Origin of the sequence: Janthinobacterium sp. PC23-8, from assembly GCF_002250505.1 — a bacterium.
Lineage (GTDB): Bacteria > Pseudomonadota > Gammaproteobacteria > Burkholderiales > Burkholderiaceae_D > Janthinobacterium.
Genome location: NZ_NJGY01000002.1, coordinates 551,916 through 566,686, shown reverse-complemented (window position 1 = coordinate 566,686; position 14,771 = coordinate 551,916). Strand labels below are relative to the sequence as shown.

General features: G+C 63.9%; 13 protein-coding genes. 7 read left to right on the top strand and 6 right to left on the bottom strand.

Annotated features, from left to right (window positions below; genetic code table 11):
- Window positions 1–2 precede the first annotated feature (2 nt).
- Genes CD932_RS17715 through CD932_RS17695 form a run of 5 tightly spaced genes read right to left on the bottom strand, consistent with a single transcriptional unit; the run spans window position 3 to window position 4,544 of the window.
- Entirely contained in the window at window positions 3–1,769 is a 1,767-nt protein-coding gene (locus CD932_RS17715; RefSeq protein ID WP_094444103.1) for an ATP-binding protein, read from the bottom strand.
- Window positions 1,766–2,863, bottom strand: a complete 1,098-nt coding sequence (locus tag CD932_RS17710; protein ID WP_094444102.1) for an ATP-binding SpoIIE family protein phosphatase — start codon at window positions 2,861–2,863, stop codon at window positions 1,766–1,768. Before CD932_RS17710 ends, CD932_RS17715 begins: the two co-directional genes overlap by 4 nt.
- On the bottom strand, window positions 2,848–3,261 hold the full coding sequence (locus CD932_RS17705) for an ATP-binding protein (protein ID WP_094444101.1): 414 nt from the start codon (window positions 3,259–3,261) through the stop codon (window positions 2,848–2,850). Before CD932_RS17705 ends, CD932_RS17710 begins: the two co-directional genes overlap by 16 nt.
- A 34-nt stretch (window positions 3,262–3,295) precedes the next feature.
- Window positions 3,296–3,658 carry an STAS domain-containing protein gene (locus CD932_RS17700; protein ID WP_094444100.1) on the bottom strand — a complete coding sequence of 121 codons (363 nt, stop codon included), beginning with the start codon at window positions 3,656–3,658 and terminating at the stop codon, window positions 3,296–3,298.
- A 7-nt stretch (window positions 3,659–3,665) separates the two neighbouring features.
- Complete coding sequence (locus CD932_RS17695) at window positions 3,666–4,544, bottom strand: STAS domain-containing protein (RefSeq protein WP_094444099.1); 879 nt, start codon at window positions 4,542–4,544, stop codon at window positions 3,666–3,668.
- Window positions 4,545–4,889: 345 nt separating this feature from the next.
- Between CD932_RS17695 and CD932_RS17690 the strand changes: the two genes are divergently transcribed.
- The 5 genes from CD932_RS17690 to CD932_RS17670 all read left to right on the top strand — a co-directional run bounded on the left by CD932_RS17690 (window position 4,890) and on the right by CD932_RS17670 (window position 11,214).
- A complete protein-coding gene (locus tag CD932_RS17690; RefSeq protein ID WP_094444098.1) occupies window positions 4,890–5,300 on the top strand; it encodes a hemerythrin domain-containing protein in 411 nt (136 codons plus the stop codon).
- Window positions 5,301–5,331: 31 nt separating this feature from the next.
- A complete protein-coding gene (hmpA, locus tag CD932_RS17685; RefSeq protein ID WP_094444097.1) occupies window positions 5,332–6,513 on the top strand; it encodes an NO-inducible flavohemoprotein in 1,182 nt (393 codons plus the stop codon).
- A gap of 115 nt (window positions 6,514–6,628) precedes the next feature.
- Window positions 6,629–6,937: a DUF485 domain-containing protein gene (locus CD932_RS17680; protein WP_094444096.1), complete on the top strand. Its 309-nt coding sequence runs from the start codon at window positions 6,629–6,631 to the stop codon at window positions 6,935–6,937.
- Window positions 6,934–8,607 carry a cation acetate symporter gene (locus CD932_RS17675; protein WP_176461030.1) on the top strand — a complete coding sequence of 558 codons (1,674 nt, stop codon included), beginning with the start codon at window positions 6,934–6,936 and terminating at the stop codon, window positions 8,605–8,607. The genes CD932_RS17680 and CD932_RS17675 overlap by 4 nt, the downstream gene beginning before the upstream one ends.
- 144 nt (window positions 8,608–8,751) lie before the next feature.
- Window positions 8,752–11,214, top strand: a complete 2,463-nt coding sequence (locus tag CD932_RS17670; protein WP_094444095.1) for an ATP-binding protein — start codon at window positions 8,752–8,754, stop codon at window positions 11,212–11,214.
- A gap of 11 nt (window positions 11,215–11,225) precedes the next feature.
- Here the strand turns inward: CD932_RS17670 and CD932_RS17665 are convergent, their stop codons facing one another.
- Window positions 11,226–11,681 (bottom strand): Rrf2 family transcriptional regulator, encoded by a 456-nt coding sequence (locus tag CD932_RS17665; RefSeq protein ID WP_094444094.1) that lies wholly within the window; start codon window positions 11,679–11,681, stop codon window positions 11,226–11,228.
- Between CD932_RS17665 and CD932_RS28310 the strand changes: the two genes are divergently transcribed.
- Together CD932_RS28310 and ppc are read left to right on the top strand one after the other, a co-directional pair.
- Window positions 11,680–11,919, top strand: a complete 240-nt coding sequence (locus CD932_RS28310; RefSeq protein ID WP_141213283.1) for a hypothetical protein — start codon at window positions 11,680–11,682, stop codon at window positions 11,917–11,919. The two genes, CD932_RS17665 and CD932_RS28310, sit on opposite strands and share 2 nt — an antisense overlap.
- A 95-nt stretch (window positions 11,920–12,014) precedes the next feature.
- The gene (ppc, locus tag CD932_RS17660; RefSeq protein WP_217907308.1) at window positions 12,015–14,768 is read left to right on the top strand and encodes a phosphoenolpyruvate carboxylase; all 2,754 of its coding nucleotides are present in this window, start codon (window positions 12,015–12,017) and stop codon (window positions 14,766–14,768) included.
- Window positions 14,769–14,771: the final 3 nt, after the last annotated feature.

The following is a 14,771-nucleotide window of genomic DNA, read 5'->3' as shown; positions in this document are numbered from 1 at the left end:
CGCTAGTTCCCTGGTTGAGTTGCCATGCGAACCAGTGTGCGCAGGGTCGACAGCAGTTGCGGGCGCAGCAGCGGCTTGAGGTAATAGGCGTCGGCGCCCAGCGCCAGGCCCTTGCGCTGGTCCTCGATCTCGGTGGCGATAATCACGGGCACCTGGCAGCGCTGCGTGTCGTTTTTCAGTTCGGCCAGCCAGTGCCAGGCGTTTTCGCCATGCAGCACGATGTCGAGCACCACGGCGGCCGGACGTTCCAACTCCCATTGCTCGATGGCCTCGCGTATGCTGCGCGCGAACACGGCGCGAAACTCGGTATCGACCAGGAACTTTTCATACAGCAGGCGTATCGACGCATTGTCTTCCACCAGCAGCACCGGGATGCGCTGGTCGTCGCCGGCCCCGCCCGCGTGCGGCGGCGAGCCGTCTGCGCGCGCATCATGGCGCACCGGCAGGGTGACGGAAAACACCGAACCGACGCCGGGCGTGCTTTGCACCGCCACCTTGCCATCGAGCAGGGTGGCCAGGTTGCGGCACAGCGGCAAGCCCAGGCCCGTGCCCTTGACCCTGCGCTGCAGGTGGTTTTCGACCTGGCTGAATTCCTCGAAGATCAGCTGCTGGTCTTCGGTGCTGATGCCCAGGCCCGTGTCGGACACGTCAAAGCGGATCGCTCCCGCCGCTGGCTGCGCCGTGGCGCTGACGATGATGGCGCCCGTCTCGGTAAATTTCAAGGCGTTGGAGATGAAGTTGCGCAGGATTTGCGACAGCTTGCCTTCGTCCGTGTGCATTTCCAGGGACGGATCGGGGTCGATGAAGGTCAGGTTCAAGGACTCAGACACCAGCAGCGGACGCAGCATGCCGCGCAGGGCGCTGAACAGGTCGGCCACGTTGAAGGCGCTGGCGTGCACGTCGACCTTGCCCGCCTCGATCTTGGCCAGGTCCAGCAGGTCGTTGACCAGGTCGTTCAGGCCGACCGCGCTTTGCAAAATGAACATCACCTGTTTTTCCTGCTCGCCCGACAGTTCGCCATCGACCCGGTCGATCAGCAGCTTGGCCAGCGCGCGGATCGAGCTCAATGGCGTGCGGAATTCATGGCTCATGTTCGACAGGAAGCGCGACTTCATCTGGTCGGCGCGGCGCAGGTGGTCTGCCTGTTCGTCGAGCTCCGCATACAGCGCTACCACGCCGCGGTTGGTGTCTTCGAGCTCGCGCGTCAGTTGCAGCAATTCGTCCTGGCGCGTTTTCAGTTCAGCCAGGGTGGCCAGCAGTTCGTGGTTCTGCTGCTGCACTTCGGACAGGGTGATATCGGAGGGCAGCGCCTGCAGGCTGCCCGACAGGGCGCCGATCTTCGGTCCGGTCAGCAGCGGCGCATCGCGCGGGAACAGCTTTTGCAGCGTGATGTCGGTGCCCTTGCCCGGCCTGCTTTCGATATGGAAGCGGTCCATCAGGCGGCGCGCGCCGAGGATGCCCAGGCCCATGCCGGTTTGCGATTCGTACTGGCCGGCCAGGATGCGATCGAGCTGGGCGATGCCGGGACCGCAGTCTTCGATACGGATCGACAGCACCTGCGGCGCCGTGCTGCCGTCGATGGCGAAATGGATCTTGCCGGTGCCGGCGTAGTTGTAGACATTGCGCGCCAGTTCCGACACCGCCGTGGCGATGCGCACCTGCTCCTGCACGCCAAAGCCGCACAGGGCTGCGATCTGGCGCGCACGCTGGCGCGCGCCGACCACGTCGAGTTCATTGCCGATCACCGCCGTCAGGATGCGCTGGGTCATGCCGGCTCCGACAGTGTCTCGTCGGCGTGGTGCTCGCGCAGCGCCACCACGCCGACATCGTCACGCCCGCGCGCGAAATCGCGGTACAGCACGGCGGCGATCAGGGCCGGGTGGCATTGCGACAGGCCTGGGTACTGATCGAGATCCCAGCGCGTATGCAGGCCGTCCGAATGCATCACCAGCAAGGCGCCGCTGCGCCACGGATGCTCGAATTGCTGCACCTTGCGCAGGTTGCTGCCGACGATGCCGTTATGCGACAGCAGGTGGCGGCATTGCCCGCCCTCGAAAGCACAGGCGGCGATATTGCCCACGCCCGCATAGCGCAGTTCGCCCCGTTCACGGTCGACATGCGCCACCGCCATGGCGGCGCCGCGCGTGCCGGCCAGCGCCGCGTGTGCCAGTTTCAGAAAAGCGCCGGGCAAGGGCGCCAGCCCCGGCGCGCAGCTTGCAAGCAGGGCGCTGGCCGTCTCCGACGCCTCGGCCGCATGCGGACCGTGGCCGAGGCCATCGGCCATCATCAGCGTCATTTCATGGCCTTCGAAGACCACGTTCCAGGCGTCGCCGCTCACTTCCTCGGACACCAAAGGCAGGCAGACGGCGCCGACCTGCCAGCCCGGATCGGCCGGCACCACGGCGTTGACGGTCGCGCCCCATACCACCATCATCAGCACCGTGCCCAGGCCCGGCAGTGAATAGATGTCGAATTCCTGGCTCAGGCGGCGGATTGCGCCCAGGCCTACGCCATAGCTGCCGGCCGTCGACTGCCCGTCTTCCATGTGCCGGGCCACGTTGCGCATGCCCGGCCCCTTGTCGATGGCCAGCACTTCGATGCCGTCGACAGCGCCGCGCCTGACCTTGCGCAGCAGGATTTCGCCGTGGCCGGCGTGCTTGACGATATTGGTGGCCGCCTCGGTGATGACGATGGCCAGCTGGCCGGTGCGTACGTCATCGAAACCGATCTGGCGCGCCAAGGTATTGCCGGCGCGGCGCGCGCTGGCGATTTCGCTCGGTTCGCCCACAGGAAAGCGTTGTTGCCTGAAGGCCTCAGGCGTCAGGTCAGGCGAAAATACGGCGCGGTTCAAAACAGCTTCCATTTCACAATCGTCACGGTGGTGCCGACACCGGGCCTGGTGTCGATCTGGAATTCATCGGACAGGCGCCTGGCGCCGCCCAGGCCCAGGCCCAGGCCGCCACCGCTGGTATAGCCGTCCGACAGCGCCAGCGCGATATCGGCGATGCCCGGCCCCTGGTCGCGGAAACTGAGCTGCAGGCCCTGGCGGGCGCCGTCGCGCAGAAAAGTGATGTGGCCTTCGCCGCCGCCGCCATAGCGCAGCACATTGCGCGCCAGTTCGCTGGCCGCCGTGATGTACTTGGTCTGCTCGACCAGGCCGAAACGCATGGCGATCATGCTTTCACGGACCTGCTTGCGCAGGCGCACCACGTCTTCATCCGTATGCAGCGGCAGCACCTGCGCCTGGTCTGGGGCACTCATGGGGCACCCGCAATGGTTGCGCGCGCATGCGCCTTCAATCCCACAGGCTGCCCCGTTCGAGCAGCCTGATCCCCAGTTCCACGTTCAGGGCCGTGCTGACGCCCTCGAGCGTCAGGCCCAGTTCGACCAGCGTGATGGCGACGGCGGGCTGCATGCCCACCACCACCGTGCGCGCGTCGAGGATCCTGGCCATCGCCGCCGTATTGCTGATCATGCGGCCGATAAAGGAGTCGACGATGTCGAGCGCGGAAATATCGATCAGCACGCCCGTGGCGCGATCCTTGACGATGCGCTCCGTCAGGTCGTCCTGCAAGGTCATGGCCAGGCGGTCATGCATGTCCACCTGGATCGTGACCAGCAGCAGCCGGCCCATGCGTAAAATGGGAATTCTTTCCATGGGCGTCTCAGTGCTCTTGCCTGGCGTAGGTAATGGTGGAACCCGTGCGTTTCAGCGCCACCACGAAGGCGTCGGCCAGGGTGGCCTTGGTGATCACGTCTTCCAGGTTCACGCCCAGGTGCACGATGGTTTGCGCGATCTGCGGACGGATGCCGCTGATGATGCAGTCGGCGCCCATCAGGCGCGCGGCGGCGATGGTTTTCAGCAGATGCTGCGCGACCAGGGTATCGACGGTCGGCACGCCGGTGATGTCGATGATGGCGATCAGGGCGCCGGTGTCGACGATTTTCTGCAGCAGGTTCTCCATCACCACCTGGGTACGGGCGCTATCTAACGTGCCGATCAGCGGCAGGGCCAGCACGTTTTTCCACAGTTGCACCACCGGCGTGGACAGTTCCAGCAATTCCTGCTGCTGACGCATGATGACTTGCTCGCGCGCCTTTTGATAGATCTCGATGGTCAGCAGGCCCAGCTTGTCGAACAGGATGCTGGTGTTGACGATGGCGTCGCCCAGCTGTTCCGGGGTGCCGACGAGGCTGGCGCGCAGGTAGCCGAACAGCGGTTCCTTGAGCGAGAAGATGAAGCTGGCCGTATCGATCGGCGAATAACCCTGGCGCACGCGCGACTGCGAGATTTCGCTCAGCAGCTGGCGCGTGTCGTCCCAGGCGCGCGCCTCGATATCGAACGAGTCGCTCGTTTCCAGCGCGCCGGCCAGCGAAGGCAGGAATTGCGACGCCTGCTGGCGCAATTCGTTTTCCGCAATCTTGTCACGACGCATCAGCCTGCCGATCAGGTCGGTCATCCAGCCTTCCAGCAATGGCGTGTGGTGTTGGCTGATAATGCTGGCCAGTTGCCTGGCCTGGCCAGCGCCCGTCTCTGTGTTCATGCTTGTCCTTGGCTGATAATGTTTGGGGTGCCGTGCGTCCCGTCTGCGCCACCAGATAGGGCGGCGCCGGGACACAGTCTGTCGAGCGGCAATTATAGGCTCGGCGGGACATTTTAAGGCGTTCGCCCGGGTACATTCCAGCAAAAAGGACGAGACTTTTTGATCGACGCCCTGAAAACTCGGGTTTTCATGGTGATCACCGCTGGCGCTTGCGGTGTTTCGGCGAACGGCAACACGCGCACGCTCAAGGGCCGCCGTGATCGCTTTCCATTAAACATGTATGTAATTTGCATGTTTATGCGTAAAGCGCTACACTGGCGCCACCATCACTTGAAGAACACAACGATGAATATCGATAAATTCAAACGCGAACACCTGGCCATCCTGTCGGCCATCGATCAGTTGCGCACCCTGGCGCGCAGCGGCGTGGAGGCGCAAGCGCAGGCGATCGCCGAACAGATCGTCGCCATGAGCGGCCTGGTCAAGCTGCACCTGGCCGTCGAGCAGCGCTTCCTGTATCCGGCCGTGCAAGCGTGCGGCGTGGCGACCGTGGCGCGCCTGGGCCGCCAGTACGAAACGGAAATGCAGGGCATCGCCGGCGACTACCTGGCCTTTGCCGGACGCTGGAACACGGCCGCGCGCCTGGCGCAGGAAGCACAGGCTTTTCGCAGCGAAGCGAACCTGGTGCTGCGCGCCCTGGTCCAGCGCATGCAGCGTGAAGACACGGAACTGTATCCGGCCGTCGAAGCCATCTGATTCACCCAACATTCATACACAGGAGTTTTTCATGCTGACCCAGCCACAACGCGACATCGTCACCGCCACCGTTCCCATTCTCGAGCAGGGCGGCGAAGCGCTCACGCGCCATTTCTACCAGGGCCTGTTCCGCGACCATCCGGAAGTGCTGCCGTACTTTAACCAGGCGCACCAGCACAGCGGCGAGCAGCAGCGCGCGCTGGCCAACGGCGTGCTGGCCTATGCGCGCCATATCGACCGGCTCGACGCCCTGGGCGCCCTGGTGGCCAGCATCGTCAACAAGCACGTGGCGCTGCAGATCCGCGCCGAACATTATCCGCTGGTGGGCGCCAGCCTGCTCAAGGCGATCCGCGAAGTGCTGGGCGAAGAAGTGGCCACCGACGCCGTGATCGACGCCTGGGGCGCGGCCTACGGCCAGCTGGCCGCTATCCTGGCCGGCGAGGAAGGGCGCATTTATAAAGAACAGGCGAATGCGCCGGGCGGCTGGAGCGGCGCGCGCGATTTTTGCGTGGTCAGCAAGGTGGCCGAGAGCAGCGAGATCACTTCGTTCCTGATGGCGCCGGTGGACGGCAAGCCGGTGCTGGCGTTTGCGCCGGGCCAGTATATCGGCGTGGTGGTCAGCGTCGATGGCGTACCGATGCGGCGCCAGTATTCGCTGTCGGCCGCCAGCAACGGCGCCACGTACCGCATCAGCGTCAAGCGCGAGCCGGGCGGCAAGGTGTCGAACTTTTTCCACGACCGGGTGCTGGCCGGCGCTACCGTGCAACTGACGCCGCCGTCGGGCCAGTTCGTGCTGGCCGACAGTGACAAGCCGCTGGTACTCATTTCCGGCGGGGTCGGCATCACGCCGACCCTGGCCATGCTGGCCCATGCCTTGCGCGGCCAGCGCCCGGTGCATTTCATTCATGCGGCGCGCAACCATGGCGTGCATGCGTTTCGCCAGCAGATCGACGCACTGGCCGCACAGCATCCGCAATTGACGCGCCATTATTGCTACGCCGAGCACTGCGGAGTTCACGACGCGCCGGACGCCATCGGCCTGCTGGACCAGGCGCATCTGGCGCAGTGGCTGCCCGCATCGCGCGATGTCGACGCCTACTTCCTGGGGCCACAGCCGTTCATGCGCGCCGTGAAAGGCTATCTGCGCGAACTCGGCGTGCCGGAAAGCCAGACCCACCATGAATTTTTCGGCCCCGCCTCGGCCCTGGACTGAGACAGAAGAAAAGAAGAAATACTGCCCGCCGTAAGGGGCGGGTAAGCCTGGCCCTTTATTGTGAACCCAAGCTCGCACCAAAAGAGCATGGGTTCATATAAATGGAGGCAACAAAATGCAAGACGATCTGGTTCAAAAAATCAAGGGCGACCCCAATTATCACAAGCTGGTCAAGATACGTTCCAGTTTTGGCTGGTGGCTCACTGCCGCCATGATGGTGGTCTATTACGGCTATATCCTGCTGATCGCGTTCAACAAGGAATTGCTGGCCTCGAAAACCGGCGCCGGCGTGATGACCTGGGGCATGCCGATCGGCCTGTTCGTGATCGTCTTCACGGTGGTCGTCACCGGCATTTATGTCAGCCGCGCAAACAAGCAGTTCGACGAGCTGACGGCCGCCATCGCCAAGCGGGTGCAGGCATGAGCGCCGTGCACAACTTGCGGCGCGCCCTGGCGGCGCTGAGCCTGTCGGCTTGTTGCGGTGCAGTCCTGGCTGCCGGCGCTGACCTGGGCCAGGCTGTCAAGCAGCCGACCAACTGGACGGCGATCACCATGTTCGCCGTATTCGTCATCTTTACCCTGTTCGTCACCAAGTGGGCGGCCGCGAAAACCAAGTCGGCCTCCGACTTCTATACGGCCGGCGGCGGCATCACCGGTTTCCAGAATGGCCTGGCGATCGCCGGCGACTATATGTCGGCCGCGTCGTTTCTCGGCATTTCCGCCGCCGTGTTCCTCAATGGCTACGATGGCCTGATCTACGCCATCGGCTTCCTGGTCGGCTGGCCCATCATTACCTTCCTGATGGCCGAGCGCCTGCGCAACCTGGGCCGCTATACCTTTGCCGATGTCGCCGCCTACCGCTTCAAGCAGGCGCCGATCCGCATTTTTTCCGCTTCCGGCACGCTGGTGGTGGTAGCCTTTTACCTGATCGCGCAGATGGTCGGCGCAGGTCAGCTGATCAAGTTGCTGTTCGGCCTGGAATACTGGATCGCCGTGGTGCTGGTCGGTACCCTGATGATGATCTATGTGCTGTTTGGCGGCATGACGGCCACCACCTGGGTGCAGATCATCAAGGCCGTGATGTTGCTGGGCGGCGCCACCTTCATGGCCCTGGCCGTGCTGGCGCAGTTCAATTTCAGCCCGGAAGCGCTGTTTGCCAAGTCGGTCGAAGTGCACGCCACCAAGGAAGCCATCATGGGGCCTGGCAGTTTTATCAAGGACCCGGTTTCGGCCATCTCGTTCGGCATGGCACTGATGTTCGGCACGGCCGGCCTGCCGCATATCCTGATGCGTTTCTTCACCGTGCCGAGCGCCAAGGAAGCGCGCAAGTCCGTGTTCTGGGCCACCACCTGGATCGCGTATTTCTACATTTTGACTTTCATCATCGGCTTTGGCGCGATTGTTCTGGTCAGCACCAATCCCGAGTTCAAGGATGCGGCCGGCAAGCTGTTGGGCGGTAACAATATGGCGGCGGTGCACCTGGCCAAGGCGGTCGGCGGCAACGTCTTCCTGGGCTTCATGTCGGCAGTCGCTTTCGCCACCATCCTGGCCGTGGTCGCCGGTTTGACCCTGTCGGGCGCGTCGGCCGTCTCGCACGACCTGTACGCCACCGTCATCAAGAAGGGCAAGGCCACCGGCGCCAATGAGCTGAAAGTGTCGCGTGTGACTACCATCGTGCTGGGCATCATCGCCGTCGTGCTGGGTATCGCGTTTGAAAAGCAGAACATCGCCTTCATGGTCTCGCTGGCCTTTGCGATTGCCGCTTCGGCCAACTTCCCGGTGCTGTTCATGTCGGTGTTGTGGAAAGACTGCACCACGCGCGGCGCCACCATCGGCGGCTTCCTCGGCTTGATCACGGCGGTCGGCCTGACGGTGGTGTCGAAATCGGTGTGGGTCGACGTGCTGGGCCATCCGGCAGCGCTGTTCCCGTATGCCTCGCCGGCACTGTTCTCGATGACGGCCGGTTTTGTCGGCATCTGGCTGTTCTCGGTGCTCGACAAGAGCCCGCGCGCGCGCATCGACCGGGCCGGCTACGAAGCGCAGCAAATGCGTTCGGAAACGGGCATCGGCGCCTCTGGCGCGAGCGCGCATTGATCCTGGCGCGACAGCGTTGAGGTGAGCAGGGCCGGTACGCATTGCAGCGCACCGGCCTTTTTTTCGTCTTTGCCAAATAAACACCCAACTCGGCAGTAATCATGGCATAGTCGCCGGTTACGCCTGATTGGAGCTCGATGTAGTATGGATACGCCGCCGACCTTCCCCTGTGCCGCTGACTGGCCTCAGCGCCTGCCCACGGAAGGTCCCCAGGCTTTCGAGCCGTTTCTGCAGGCCATGCCTGTGCCCTGTGTGGTCATGACGCCACAAATGACCATCGTTGCCGCCAATGCCGCCTATATGAGCTTGTCAGGGCGCAAGGAGGCCGATCTCCTGGGACGCAACGTTTTCGACGCTATTCCCGGCAACCGCCACGCCCCGCATGCCGATCTGCGCGCGTCGCTGCTGCGCGTGTGCGCCACCGCGCGCCCGGACCAGATGGCGTTGCAGCGCCATGAACTCGCCACCGAAGCCAATGGCGCCGACTTGCAGACGCGCTACTGGAAGATCCGGAACTCGCCCGTGCTCGATGCCGCTGGCGCCGTCGCCTGGATCTTGCACACGGTCGAGGAACTGAGCGATTTTTATCTGCCCCGCAAAAATACCTTGCGCGATGTGCTGGGCAATCTTGCCGAAGCGCTGCGCGATATCAAGAGCGAGAGCGACATCGGCCATGCGGCGTCGGCCGTCCTGGGCGAGGCGCTGGGCGCCAGCCGGGTCGGCTATGGCGCCATGGCCCAGGCCGATGATACCCTGCTTGTGGAGCGCGACTGGTGCGCGCCGGGTGTCGGCACGCTGGCCGGCAGCACCGACTTGCGCAGCTACGGTTCCTTTATTGATGACCTCAAGCGCGACAAACTCATCGCCATTGCCAATGTCGAGGACGATGCGCGCACGGCGCCGGCGGCGGCCATGCTGCGCGCGCGCTGCGCGGCCGCCATTGTCAGCGTGCCGGTGCTGGACGATGGCGTGCTGGTGGCCGTCCTGTTCGTCAACGACGCGCGCGAACGGCACTGGACGGCGGAAGAGCTGGTGCTGATCAAGGAAGTGGCGGCGCGCATCGGTATCGCCGCCGAGCGGGCGCGCAGTGCGGCCGCACTGCGCCAGAGCGAAGCGAAGTTGCGCGTCATTACCGACGCCATGCCGCAGATGGTCTGGTCGACCTTGCCTGATGGCTACCACGACTACTACAACGAGCAATGGTATCGCTACACGGGCGTGCCGAAAGGTGCCACCAATGGCGCCGGCTGGAACGATATTTTCCACCCCGACGACCGCGCGCGCGCCTGGGACGCCTGGCATGCCTGCCTGGCCAGCGGCAAGGTCTATGAAATCGAGTACCGCCTGCGCCACCACAGCGGCATTTACCGCTGGGTGCTGGGGCGTGCCCTGCCGGTCCGCGACCGTGGCGGCGACATCACGCGCTGGATGGGCACCTGCACCGATATCGACGACCAGAAGCGGGCCGAGGAAGAATTGCGCCGGCTGGGCGTGCGCAAGGATGAATTCCTGGCCATGCTGGCCCATGAGCTGCGCAATCCGCTCGCGCCCATCAGCAGCGCGGCGCAATTGCTGATGTTTGGCGCCGCCGACCCGCAGCGCGTGCAAAAGTGGGCCGGGGTGATCCAGCGCCAGGTGCGCCACCTGACTAACCTGGTCGACGATCTGCTCGACGTGTCGCGCATCACGCGCGGCCTGGTGCAACTGGACCGGCGCGTGATCGACCTGCGCGAGGTGCTGCATGGCGCCATCGAACAGGTGCGCCCGGCGATCGAGGCGCGCCGCCAGCAACTGGCGCTGACCCTGCCCTTGACGCCGGTGCCGGTGCATGGCGACCGCACGCGGCTGGTGCAGGTGGTGGCCAACCTGCTCGGCAATGCGGCCAAATATACGGGCCTCGGCGGGCATCTGAGTTTGTCGCTGCAGCTGGCGCAGGGGCAGGCCTGCATTACTGTCGGCGACGACGGCATCGGCATGGCGCCGGAGCTGCTGCCGCATGTGTTCGAACTGTTCGTGCAGGCCGAGCGCACGCCGGACCGCGCCCAGGGCGGCCTGGGACTGGGCCTGGCGCTGGTGCAGCGCATTGCGCAATTGCATGGCGGCAGCGCCCAGGCCCGTAGCGGCGGGCTGGGGCAGGGCAGCACCCTGACCGTCTGCCTGCCTGTGTCAAGCTCAGCGGCGCATGACAGTACGCCCCGGGCGGCGGACACGGCAGAAACCGTGGCGCCGGCCGCCTCAAGCTTGCCAGCGCTGTTGCTGCTGGACGACCATGTCGACGGCGCGCAGATGCTGGGCGCCTTGCTGCGCGCACGCGGTTTTGACGTGACCATCGCCCATGAGGGCGCGGCCGTGCTGCGCATGGCGCCAGTGCGGCGTTTCGACGTCTATATCCTCGATATCGGCCTGCCCGGCATGGATGGCTACGAAGTGGCGCGGCGCCTGCGCGCCAGCGCAGGCACGGCCAATGCCCGGTTGCTGGCGCTGACCGGCTACGGCAAGGCGGAAGACCGGCAACGCGCCCTGGACGCCGGTTTTGACCACCATCTGGTCAAGCCGGTCGATCTGCCCGCGCTGTTTGCATTGCTGGTCGGGTCCGCATCAGATTGACGCTTGCAGCGTCAGCTTTCCAGTTTTAAAGGGATCACGGCCGCCAGGTCCGTGCCTGCCAGCGCGGCCGGCGCCAGGATAGCGGCCAGCGTCACCTGATCGAGCACGGCCAGGAAGGCGCCGGTGGCCTGGCCCAGCGCAGATTTCAGCTTGCAGTCGGGCGTCAGCGGACAGGTATTGTTGTCCTTGTTAAAACACTCGGCCATGAAGAAATCGCTTTCCGTCTCGCGCACCACGGTGCCGATATTGATCTCGGACGGCTCGCGCGCCAGGCGCAGACCGCCATTGCGCCCGCGCACGGTTTCCACGATGCCCGACAGCCCCAGCTGGTGCACCACTTTCATCAGGTGGTTTTTCGAGATCAGATGCAGGTCGGCGATATCCTGGATCGTCACCAGCCGGTCGCGGTGGGTGCCCAGATACATCAGGGTGCGCAGGGTGTAGTCGGTGTAGGCGGTCAGTCGCATGGCTGCTTCCGTTCGTAAAGATGTGGAATACATCCTTGTTTCAGGCAACAGCATACAGCAAAAGAACGTCGTTTTCATGCCCCGCAGGCAAAAAGCCGATTGCATTTCGCTTAAATGCGTAGTAAATTTTCATATTGTAGGAATGCGCACCAAGAAACAAGCAGGCAGCAAGCCCTGCAAACCCCTTTTTGCATGGAAAAAGGCGCGAAATGAAGGAGATGCCAGGGCATTGAAGTAAATTTACTACAAATTGAGGAAGGCGTTTTCCTTGACGGAAAGCGTCCATCACGCAATCAGTGCGGTCCGCTTGTGGCTGCCCCGGGAAGACATACCATGCAAATGAATGAAGTAAAAGACGAACTGCTCAGCAGCGATATCCGCCAGCTGGGCCGCCTGCTGGGCGACGCCATCCGCAGCCAACTGGGCGATGCAGCCTTTGACGGCATCGAAAACGTGCGTCAGCTGGCGATCCGTTTCCGCCGCGATAATGACGAAGTGGCGCGCGCGCAATTGTCCGATGCGCTGGCAATCATGTCGCAGGAAGAAACCACCCAACTTATCCGCGCCTTCAGCTATTTCTCGCTGCTGGCCAATATTGCCGAAGACCAGCACCATATCCGCCGCACGCGCGCCCACCTGATCGCCGGCTCGCCGCCGCGCCAGGGCAGCTTGCGCCATGCCGTCGGCAATGTGTTCGACGCCGGCAAGGCCGATGCGCTGGAAACGTTTTTCGAAGACGCTTTTGTCAGCCCGGTGTTTACGGCGCACCCGACCGAAGTGCAGCGCAAGAGCATCCAGAATTGCCAGCTGGCCATCGCGCGCCTGCTGAACGACCGCGACCGCGTGCAGATGACGCCCGAGGAAGCCGAACAGAACGAGGAAGCGCTGGGGCGCGGTATCGTCACCCTGTGGCAGACGCGCTTGCTGCGCACCACCAAGCTGTCGGTGATGGACGAGGTGGAAAACGGCCTGTCCTTTTACGACCATACGATTCTGCGCGAATTGCCGCAATTGTATTCTTCGCTGGAAACCATGCTGGCGCAGCGCGATGCACGCTGGGAAGACGCGGAATTGCCCAACTTTATGAAGGTCGGCAGCTGGATCGGCGGCGACCGCGACGGCAACCCGTTCGTCACGGCCGATATCCTGCGCAGCACCTTGCGCCAGCAGGCCAATAAAGTCTTCGGTTTTTACCTGGAAGAACTGCGTAAACTCGCTTCGCAACTGTCGCTGGCGCAAAAGCTCAATGGCTGCAGCGCAGCACTGTCGGACCTGGCCGAACGCTCGGCCGACGCCTCGCCGCACCATGCCGACGAACCGTACCGCCGCGCCTTGCATGGCGTGGTGGCGCGAGTGGAAGCGACGCGTTTTGTTCTTTGCGGCAAGGGCAAGCAGCTTGACGGCGTGCAGCCGTACGTCGCGGCCGGTGAACTGCTGGCCGACCTGGACGTGGTGCATCACTCGCTGGCCAGCAATGGCTTGCGCGCGCTGGCCCGTGGCCGCTTGCGCCAGCTGCGCCGCGCCGTGAAAGTGTTCGGCTTTTCGCTGGCGCCCCTGGACCTGCGCCAGAATTCCGACGTGCACGAGCGCGTGGTGGGCGAACTGTTTGCCGGTGTGCAGCCTGGCCTGGTCTACCTGGAACTCGACGAAGAGGCGCGCATCGCCTTGCTGCTCAAGGAATTGTCGTCGCCGCGCCTGCTGATGTCGCCGTATGCACAGTACTCGGAAGAAACCACGGGCGAGCTCGATATCTTCCGCGGCGTGCGCGAGGCGCATCTGAAATACGGCCGCGAATCGGTACCCAATTGCATTATCTCGAAGGCGGCCAGCGTGTCGGACCTGCTGGAAGTGGCGCTGCTGCTCAAGGAAGTGGGACTGCTGCGCCAGGACAGCCTGGCAGTGGACGTCAATATCATTCCCCTGTTCGAAACCATCGAAGACTTGCGCGCCGGTCCGGCCATCATGGCGCGCGCGTTCGGCCTGCCTTTCTACAGCGGCCTGCTCGCTTCGCGCGGCCAGCAGCAGGAAGTCATGCTCGGCTACTCGGACAGCAACAAGGACGGCGGCTTCCTGACCTCGGGCTGGGAGCTGTACAAGGCCGAAATCGAACTGGTGAACGTATTCCGGGAGCACCAGGTCAAGCTGCGCCTGTTCCACGGCCGTGGTGGCTCGGTTGGCCGTGGCGGCGGCCCCAGCTATGAGGCCATCCTGGCCCAGCCGGCCGGCGCCGTGCAAGGCCAGATCCGGCTGACGGAGCAGGGCGAGGTCATTACCGCCAAGTATGCCAATGCGGAAGTGGGGCGCCGCAACCTGGAAGTGCTGGTGGCCGCGACCATCCAGTCTACCCTGCTGCCGCAGGCGCAGTTGCAACCGAGCGCCTCGGCCGGCGCCGGGCACCTGGCCGCGATGGAAGAACTCTCGGGCACCGCACTGAACGCCTACCGTGACCTGGTCTACGGCACCGAAGGCTTCGAGCAGTATTTTTGGGAATCGACCGTGATTGCCGAGATTGCCGCCCTGAATATCGGCAGCCGCCCGGCCTCGCGCAAGAAATCGACCTCGATCGACGACCTGCGCGCGATTCCCTGGGTCTTGAGCTGGGCCCAATGCCGCTTGATGCTGCCGGGCTGGTTCGGCTTCGGTTCGGCCGTGCAAGCGTATGTGCAAGCGCATCCGGACACGGGCGCCGAGCTGCTGCGCGGCATGTATCAGGACTGGCCGTTCTTTACGTCCCTGCTGTCGAACATGGACATGGTGCTGGCCAAGAGCGATATCGCGATTGCCGGCAAATATGCCGAGCTGGTCAAGGACGAAGCCCTGCGCACGGCGATTTTCACGCGCATCCGCGCCGAATATGCAGCCACCCTGGACGCGCTGAAGCTGATCACGGGCCAGGAAGAATTGCAGCAAGCTAACCCGCTGCTGCAGCGCTCGATCCGCCACCGCTTCCCGTATATCGACCCGCTCAACCACGTGCAGGTGGAATTGCTGAAACGTTTCCGCGAAGGCCAGCAGGATGCGGCGGCCCGCACCGGCATCCATCTGTCGATCAATGGTATTGCAGCCGGCCTGCGCAACAGCGGCTAACGC

Coding starts and splice junctions, on each gene's coding strand:
- CD932_RS17710 (WP_094444102.1), bottom strand. CDS start 2,863: ATGGAAGCTGTTTTGAACCGCGCCGTATTTTCGCCTGACCTGACGCCT.
- CD932_RS17705 (WP_094444101.1), bottom strand. CDS start 3,261: ATGAGTGCCCCAGACCAGGCGCAGGTGCTGCCGCTGCATACGGATGAA.
- CD932_RS17700 (WP_094444100.1), bottom strand. CDS start 3,658: ATGGAAAGAATTCCCATTTTACGCATGGGCCGGCTGCTGCTGGTCACG.
- CD932_RS17665 (WP_094444094.1), bottom strand. CDS start 11,681: ATGCGACTGACCGCCTACACCGACTACACCCTGCGCACCCTGATGTAT.
- CD932_RS17715 (WP_094444103.1), bottom strand. CDS start 1,769: ATGACCCAGCGCATCCTGACGGCGGTGATCGGCAATGAACTCGACGTG.
- CD932_RS17690 (WP_094444098.1), top strand. CDS start 4,890: ATGAATATCGATAAATTCAAACGCGAACACCTGGCCATCCTGTCGGCC.
- CD932_RS17680 (WP_094444096.1), top strand. CDS start 6,629: ATGCAAGACGATCTGGTTCAAAAAATCAAGGGCGACCCCAATTATCAC.
- CD932_RS17670 (WP_094444095.1), top strand. CDS start 8,752: ATGGATACGCCGCCGACCTTCCCCTGTGCCGCTGACTGGCCTCAGCGC.
- CD932_RS28310 (WP_141213283.1), top strand. CDS start 11,680: ATGGCTGCTTCCGTTCGTAAAGATGTGGAATACATCCTTGTTTCAGGC.
- hmpA (WP_094444097.1), top strand. CDS start 5,332: ATGCTGACCCAGCCACAACGCGACATCGTCACCGCCACCGTTCCCATT.
- CD932_RS17695 (WP_094444099.1), bottom strand. CDS start 4,544: ATGAACACAGAGACGGGCGCTGGCCAGGCCAGGCAACTGGCCAGCATT.
- CD932_RS17675 (WP_176461030.1), top strand. CDS start 6,934: ATGAGCGCCGTGCACAACTTGCGGCGCGCCCTGGCGGCGCTGAGCCTG.
- ppc (WP_217907308.1), top strand. CDS start 12,015: ATGCAAATGAATGAAGTAAAAGACGAACTGCTCAGCAGCGATATCCGC.